Below are 6,446 nucleotides of genomic sequence, written 5' to 3'. Positions count from 1 at the left end.
ATGCACGGCAACGGCATCACGACGTCGACCGGCTACAAGACCCGCCGCTTCGATGACGTGGTCGACGAGGTGCGCGGCTTCTTCGAGGCGCACCGCGCCGTGGGCACGTTCCCCGGCGGCATCCACGTCGAGCTCACCGGCGACGACGTCACCGAGTGCCTGGGCGGTTCGGAGCACATCGACGAGGCCTCCCTCGCGACGCGCTACGAGAGCCTGTGCGACCCGCGTCTGAACCACATGCAGAGCCTGGAGCTGGCGTTCCTCGTGGCCGAGGAGCTCGAGAAGCGCTGACCCTCGGCGGGTGGCACCGGGAATGCTGACCGTCGCCGCGAGCGGTTGTCAGCATCCCGGGGCGATCAGCCCTGCAGCTTGAGGGTGAGCTTGACCGTGCCGCCCTTGGGCAGCGTTGCGTCCCCGGGCTTCTGCTCGATGACCGTCGCGAGGTCGCCGAAGGTGGGCAGGTCGCCCCACCCGGGGTAGGACGCCTTCAGGCCGACGCTCTCGAGCTTGGCCTTGGCCTTGGTGAGCGTCATGCCGACGACGTTCGGAACGGTGATGGGCTGCGGGCCCTTGGAGACCGTCAGCGTCACGGTGTCGCCGGGGCGCCAGCTGCCGCCGCCCTGGCGCTCCGCGCTCTGCGCGATCACGGAGCCCTTGGCGACGGTGTCGCTCCAGTCCTCCGGTGCCTCCGGGTTCACGTTCAGCCGGGCGGATTCCAGGATCTGCTTCGCCTCGTCGAGCGGCTTGCCGACGACGCTCGGGACCGGACCCAGAGAGACCTGGATCTGCGCCTTGTCGCCCTCGAAGACCTCGCAGCCGTCACCGCAGGCGTAGGGCTCGCCGCCCGCGCGCGGGGTGATCCGCACGTTCAGCACGAGGTTCGGGCCCAGCTTGTCGAAGTACTCCTCGACGTTCTTGTCGACCTTGAGGTTGTTGGCGTCGAGCTTCTGACGTGCGGCGGACTCGGTCAGTCCGGTCAGTGCGCCGATGGTGTGCTTGGCAGGGCCCGATGAGACGATCAGCGTGACCGTGCTCTCCTTCTCGACGCGCTCGCCCGCCCCGGGATCGGAGTCGATCACGTCGCCGGCGGGCACGTTGAGGTCGGACTTCGCGGTCGTGGTGGACTTCAGGTTCTCGGCGGCGATGGTCTTCTCGGCATCCGCCAGCGGCATCCCCGCGACCGTCGGGACGGCGATCAGCGATCCCGGTCCCGAGCCGAACCACCAGCCGATCCCGCCCGCCGCGACGGCGAGGAGCAGCACCAGTGAGAGCAACAGCGACCCCCGCGCGCGGCGCCGTGCGGTGCGCTGCCGCAGGCGCGCGCCGTTGTCGACGGACTCCGCGGCCACGGGAGCGGTGGGGTCGGAGATGGCCGCCGTGCCCATCGGGAGGATCTTGGTGACCGCTCCGGAATCGTGCCCGGATGAAGGCGCGACCGTCGCCGTCGGCACGGGCGTCACGCCGAGCTCGCGCTCGATCTCGCGCAGGCGATCGAGCATCGCCTGCGCGTTCAGCGGGCGCTCGTCGGGCGACTTCTCGGTCGCCCAGAGCACGAGCTCGTCGAGCTGCTCGGGCACTCCGGGGTTGCGGACGCTGGGGCGCGGCACCTGCTCTGTGGCGTGCTGGAACGCGATCTGCATGGGCTGCTCGCCCTTGTACGGCTGCTCGCCGACCAGCATCTCGTACAGCATGATGCCCAGCGCGTAGATGTCGCTGCGGGCATCCGCCGTCCCGCGGGTGACGAGCTCGGGTGCCAGGTACGCGATCGTGCCCAGCAGCTGCGCTCCGGTGGCGGTGTTCGCGGTGGTGGCGCGGGCGAGCCCGAAGTCCCCGATCTTGATGCGGCCGTCCTCCGCGAGCAGCACGTTCTCGGGCTTGACGTCGCGGTGCACGATCCCGGCGCGGTGCGCCGCGGCGAGACCGGCGAGGATCGCGTCCATGATCGTGATCGTCTGGGCCACGGTCAGCCGCTTCTGCTCGCGCATCAGCTCGCGCAGGGTGATGCCGGGCAGGTACTCCATCACCAGGTAGGCGAGGTCGCCGTCCTGGCCCTGGTCGAACACGTTCACGACGTGCGGATCGGCCAGCCGCGCGGCCGATCGGGCCTCCTGGATGAACCTGCTCTGGAAGGCGGAGTCGTCGCTCAGATGGGCGTGCATCACCTTCAGGGCGATGCGTCGTTCCAGGCGCATGTCGGTGGCGACGTAGACCGTCGCCATGCCGCCGCGTGCGATCCGTGCTCGCACCCGGTATCGGCCGTCGACAAGCCGCCCGATGAGGGGGTCGGCCTGCGCAGTGTTCACAGCACGAGTCTATGAAGAACAGGCTGTGAGCCCGGGCAACGGCGCACCTGCGACAGGTTTCGATCCGGTGACGACTGGCGCGTCACCGGAGCGTCGCGACCCACTTGTGGGCCTGCTGCTCCCACAGCCCGTAGCGATCCGGGTAGGCCGAGACCTGCACGGACTGCGCCGCGTCGGTGAACGACTTGCCCTGCCACCCCGCGATGTCGAGCAGGCCCTTGCTGGCGATGCCGTTCGGGTCGCCCGCACCGCCGTAGAACACGCGGATGCTGCGATCGGCGTTCAGGATCTGCTCGGGCGTTCCCCATCCCTGACTGGGCCGCTGCTGGAAGAGGCCGAGGGAGTCGCGGTCGCCGTGGTCCAGATTGCGCATGGTGGACTCGACCATCGCGGTCGCCAGTGCGATGGCGATGCCGCGGTCGGGAACGCCCAGTTCGCGGCCGATCTGGATGATGCGCACCGCATTCGCGCGCTGGGCGACGTCGAGGTTGGCGGAGCGCTGCGCCGGTGCCGGGGGAGCGAGGCGGAGCGTCTGGCCCGGGTAGATGATGCTGCCTGTGCCGAGTCCGTTGGCCTGCAGGAGCGCGGACACCGTGGTGCCGTACTTCTTCGCGATGCCGAACAGTGTGTCGCCGCGTGCCACGGTGTGAGCGGCCGGTGTCGCTACGGGTGCCGGTGCCGTAGCAGGTGCGGGTGCGGCGGCGGGTGCCGGGGCGGCAGCGGGAGCCGCCGAAGCGCCGACGTTGAGCTTCTGCCCGGGGAAGATCGCCGCGGAGCGGCCCAGCCCGTTCGCGGCGATGATGTTCGCGACGGTGGTGCCGTACTTGCGAGCGATCGCGTACACCGTGTCGCCGCGCACCACGGTGTGCACGGCGCCGGTCGCCGCGGCGGGAGCGGCGGCTGGCGCGGGTGCGGCGGCCGGCGCGGGTGCGGCGGAGGGTGCTGCACCGGGAGCGAGGCGCAGGGTCTGGCCGGGGTAGATCACGGAACGCCAGCCCAGGCCGTTCCAGGCGAGGACGTCCGCCGGTCGCAGGCCGTTGCGGATCGCGATGCTGGAGACCGTGTCGCCGGGTCGGACGACATAGGAGGTCGGGCGGGCGGCCGCGTGCACCGCCGCCGTCACGGGGCGCGGTGCGACGGACGGGAGCACGCCTGCCGGTACGGGTGCGCTGCGCACGGGTTCGGCGGCGTCGGCGGGTGCCGCCGTGAGCACGGCGGCGAGTGCTCCGATGACCGCCGTGGGTGCTCCGAATCGGATTGCCCCGGTGCGAGTCGAAAGATCATGCATGCGATTCCCCCTGGTGATCCTGAGGACACGCTGACACGTATGTAAAGAGTTGTCAACAGAAGTGGCTGCTGTTACTGGAGTGAATCGAGTTCCCGATGATGTCGGAAGGGAGGCGGGATGAGATAGTGGAGACGTGTCTGAGAACGCCGCTGAAACCGCCGACTGGCTGACCATTCCCGACCTGGCCGAGGTGCTCGGCGAGACGCCTGGTCGTGTGCGCCGGCTGCTCGACGAGCGCTATCTGATCGGCTCGCGCCGTAACGGCGCGTTCGCCGTGCCGGCTGTCTTCATCGTCGACCGTCGCCCGCTCACCTCGCTCCGTGGCACGGTGATCGCCCTGCAGGATGCCGGATTCAGCGACGACGAGGTCATCGACTGGCTGCTCGCTGAGGAGGACACGCTCGGGCGCACCCCGATCGCGGCTCTGCTCGACGGGCATAAGAGCGAAGTGCGTCGCATCGCGCGCACGCTCGCCTGAGCGTCTCCGTCGCGCGAGCGGCCGGCTGAGCGCCGGCTCCAGCCCGGTCTCACGCAGAGCGAGCGATCGCGGCATCGGCCAGCGCGCGAAGATCGTCGGCCGCATCGCCATCGATGTCCGCCGCCGCCAGGGCCCGCTCGGCATCCGAGGTGAAGCCGGCGATCATCTCCTCGATCCGCGCCACCGCACCGGTCTCCTCGATGAGACGCTGCAGCGCGGCGACGTCGTCAGGGGAGAGTCCCTGGTCTCCGAGGGCGTCATCCAGCGCGACCCGGTCCGCGGCGGACATCCGCTCGCGGGCGACGGCGATCAGCGCCGTGCGCTTGCCCTCCCGCAGATCGTCGCCGGCCGGCTTGCCGGTGACGCGCGGGTCGCCGAAGACGCCGAGCATGTCGTCGCGCAGCTGGAAGGCCATCCCGATCGGATGCCCGAAGGTGCGCAGCGACGCCAGCAGCGGCTCGTCGGCACCGGCCAGCGTGGCGCCGAGCAGCAGCGGCTCGGTCACGCTGTAACGCGCGGACTTCAGCGATGCGACGCGCAGGGCGCGCTCCAGCAGCGCCTCTGGCTCGCTCACGCTCCATGCGGACTCCTCGGTGATGTCGAGCATCTGCCCGACCGTCACGTCACGGCGCATGCGCGCGTACTCGGCCCTCGTCGCCGCGGCGTGCGGATGCCCCTGCAGCGCCTCCTCGAGCAGATCATCGCTCCAGGCCACCAGCAGATCGCCCAGCAGCACCGCCGACGAGCGGCCGAACGCCTCGGCGTCGCCCGCCCACCCCGCGGCCCGGTGAGCGGCCTCGAGCTCGCGGTGGGACGCCGGGCGTCCGCGTCGGGTGTCGGAGTTGTCGATCAGGTCGTCGTGCACGAGCGCCGCGGACTGGAAGATCTCCAGGGCCGAGCAGAGTCCCCACAGCGGGGCGGCATCGGCATCCGGAGCCGGGGCGGCCGCTCGCCAGCCCGCATGGCAGAAGCGGGCGCGCAGGCGCTTCCCACCGAGCAGAGTGGTCCGCGCCGCGTCCAGGAAGAGCACGGCATCCGGGCCGTAGTCGGCCGCGTCGGCCTGCATTCGGATGAGAAAGCTCTCAAGGCGTGCGGCGACGGCGTCCGAGACGAGGGTGGAGGGCACGATTCCCAGCCTAGATGCAGGAATTCGACGGCGCCCGGCTAGCCGCTCGCTCTTCGAGGCGAGTAGAGTGGATAGAACGAACCAAGGGGGTCGGAGATGCCTCTTTCCGAACAAGAGCAGCGCATGCTCGACGAGATGGAACGCCATCTCCTTCAGCACGATGCCGATGTCGTCACGGCGCCGTCCGGTGATCGTGCACTCAGCTACCGCAACCTGATCTACGGTGCGCTCCTGCTGTTGGTCGGCGTGGGCGGTCTGATCGCCGCCGTCGTCGCGAGCGGGCCCATCGGAGCCGTCGGCAGCATCATCATCGGCGTGGTCGCGTTCCTCGCGATGCTGAGTGGAGCGATCCTCGCCTTCACGCCCGTCCGCCGTCCGCTCGACGGGTCCCGTCTCGATGGTGCTCCGCGCGCGCAGCGATCACGCGACTCCTCGTTCATGGATCGGATGAACGATCGATGGGACAGGCGACAGGATGAGCGCTGATCCCCAGTGATGATCTGACCCTCAGACGAAGCCCGGATGCAGAGCATCCGGGCTTTTTCGTGTCCTGACGCGCCGCATCCTCCCTTTTCCCTCCACCAGCCCTCCACCGTCCTCCACCCCCGTGATCCCGCGATATCACGGGGGTTTCTGCGTTCGGGGTCGGCGGAAGGCTGGGAATGAGCCCAGGTCGTCGTAGGAAAGTGGAGGGAAGTGGAGTAAAGTGGTGCGCACCTCGAGTTGGCCGGACGCAGAGGGGGTGATTTGGCCGATGCTGCTGGGGACGCACACTCCGAAGCTCGATGACAAGGGCCGTGTGATCCTTCCTGCGAAGTTCCGCGAGGACCTCGCCGGCGGCATCGTCGTGACCCGAGGCCAGGAGCACTGCCTGTACGTCTTCAGCACCGCCGAGTTCGAGGCGCAGCACGAGAAGATCCGTCAGGCCCCGCTCACCGACAAGCAGGCCCGCAGCTTCCTGCGCATGTTCCTCTCGGGGGCGAGCCAGGAGATGCCCGACAGCCAGAACCGCATCACCATCCCCGGCCATCTGCGTCAGTACGCCGGACTGGAGAAGGAACTGGTCGTCACCGGAGTCGGCGCCCACGCCGAGATCTGGGACGCGTCCGCCTGGAACGCGTACCTGGAGAGCAACGAAGAGTCCTACTCAGATCTGGAACAGGAGGTGATTCCCGGATTGTTCTGACCACGGCTGTGATGCCTCGCCGCTCTGCCCCGACACACTTCCCCGGTGCCGGGTCGAGCGGAGAG

At 69.5% G+C, this 6,446-nt stretch carries 7 protein-coding genes; 4 read left to right on the top strand and 3 right to left on the bottom strand.

What is annotated here, in order from left to right:
- The coding region (locus BGN97_RS16175) for a 3-deoxy-7-phosphoheptulonate synthase (RefSeq protein ID WP_292703755.1) at nucleotides 1-291 on the top strand (291 nt) is incomplete at its 5' end.
- Nucleotides 292-356: 65 nt separating this feature from the next.
- Here BGN97_RS16175 and pknB read toward each other — a convergent pair.
- Together pknB and BGN97_RS16165 are read right to left on the bottom strand one after the other, a co-directional pair.
- Nucleotides 357-2,303 (bottom strand): Stk1 family PASTA domain-containing Ser/Thr kinase, encoded by a 1,947-nt coding sequence (gene pknB, locus BGN97_RS16170; RefSeq protein ID WP_292703752.1) that lies wholly within the window; start codon nucleotides 2,301-2,303, stop codon nucleotides 357-359.
- An 82-nt stretch (nucleotides 2,304-2,385) separates the two neighbouring features.
- Nucleotides 2,386-3,591 (bottom strand): LysM peptidoglycan-binding domain-containing protein, encoded by a 1,206-nt coding sequence (locus tag BGN97_RS16165; protein WP_292703749.1) that lies wholly within the window; start codon nucleotides 3,589-3,591, stop codon nucleotides 2,386-2,388.
- Nucleotides 3,592-3,724: 133 nt separating this feature from the next.
- On the opposite strand from BGN97_RS16165, the gene BGN97_RS16160 reads away from it, so the two are divergent.
- On the top strand, nucleotides 3,725-4,069 hold the full coding sequence (locus tag BGN97_RS16160) for an Rv2175c family DNA-binding protein (RefSeq protein WP_292703747.1): 345 nt from the start codon (nucleotides 3,725-3,727) through the stop codon (nucleotides 4,067-4,069).
- 49 nt (nucleotides 4,070-4,118) lie between these two features.
- Here BGN97_RS16160 and BGN97_RS16155 read toward each other — a convergent pair whose 3' ends face one another.
- Nucleotides 4,119-5,195 carry a polyprenyl synthetase family protein gene (locus BGN97_RS16155; protein WP_363331445.1) on the bottom strand — a complete coding sequence of 359 codons (1,077 nt, stop codon included), beginning with the start codon at nucleotides 5,193-5,195 and terminating at the stop codon, nucleotides 4,119-4,121.
- A 96-nt stretch (nucleotides 5,196-5,291) separates the two neighbouring features.
- Between BGN97_RS16155 and BGN97_RS16150 the strand changes: the two genes are divergently transcribed.
- Nucleotides 5,292-5,681 (top strand): DUF3040 domain-containing protein, encoded by a 390-nt coding sequence (locus tag BGN97_RS16150; RefSeq protein ID WP_292703745.1) that lies wholly within the window; start codon nucleotides 5,292-5,294, stop codon nucleotides 5,679-5,681.
- Between the two features lie 268 nt (nucleotides 5,682-5,949).
- Complete coding sequence (gene mraZ, locus BGN97_RS16145) at nucleotides 5,950-6,381, top strand: division/cell wall cluster transcriptional repressor MraZ (RefSeq protein WP_285630089.1); 432 nt, start codon at nucleotides 5,950-5,952, stop codon at nucleotides 6,379-6,381.
- The last annotated feature ends 65 nt before the right edge of the window (nucleotides 6,382-6,446 follow it).

It is taken from the genome of Microbacterium sp. 69-10 (assembly GCF_001897945.1).
Classification (GTDB): domain Bacteria; phylum Actinomycetota; class Actinomycetes; order Actinomycetales; family Microbacteriaceae; genus Microbacterium.
The sequence above is the reverse complement of the archived record's forward strand: the minus strand, read 5'-3'. Positions and strand labels throughout refer to the sequence as shown.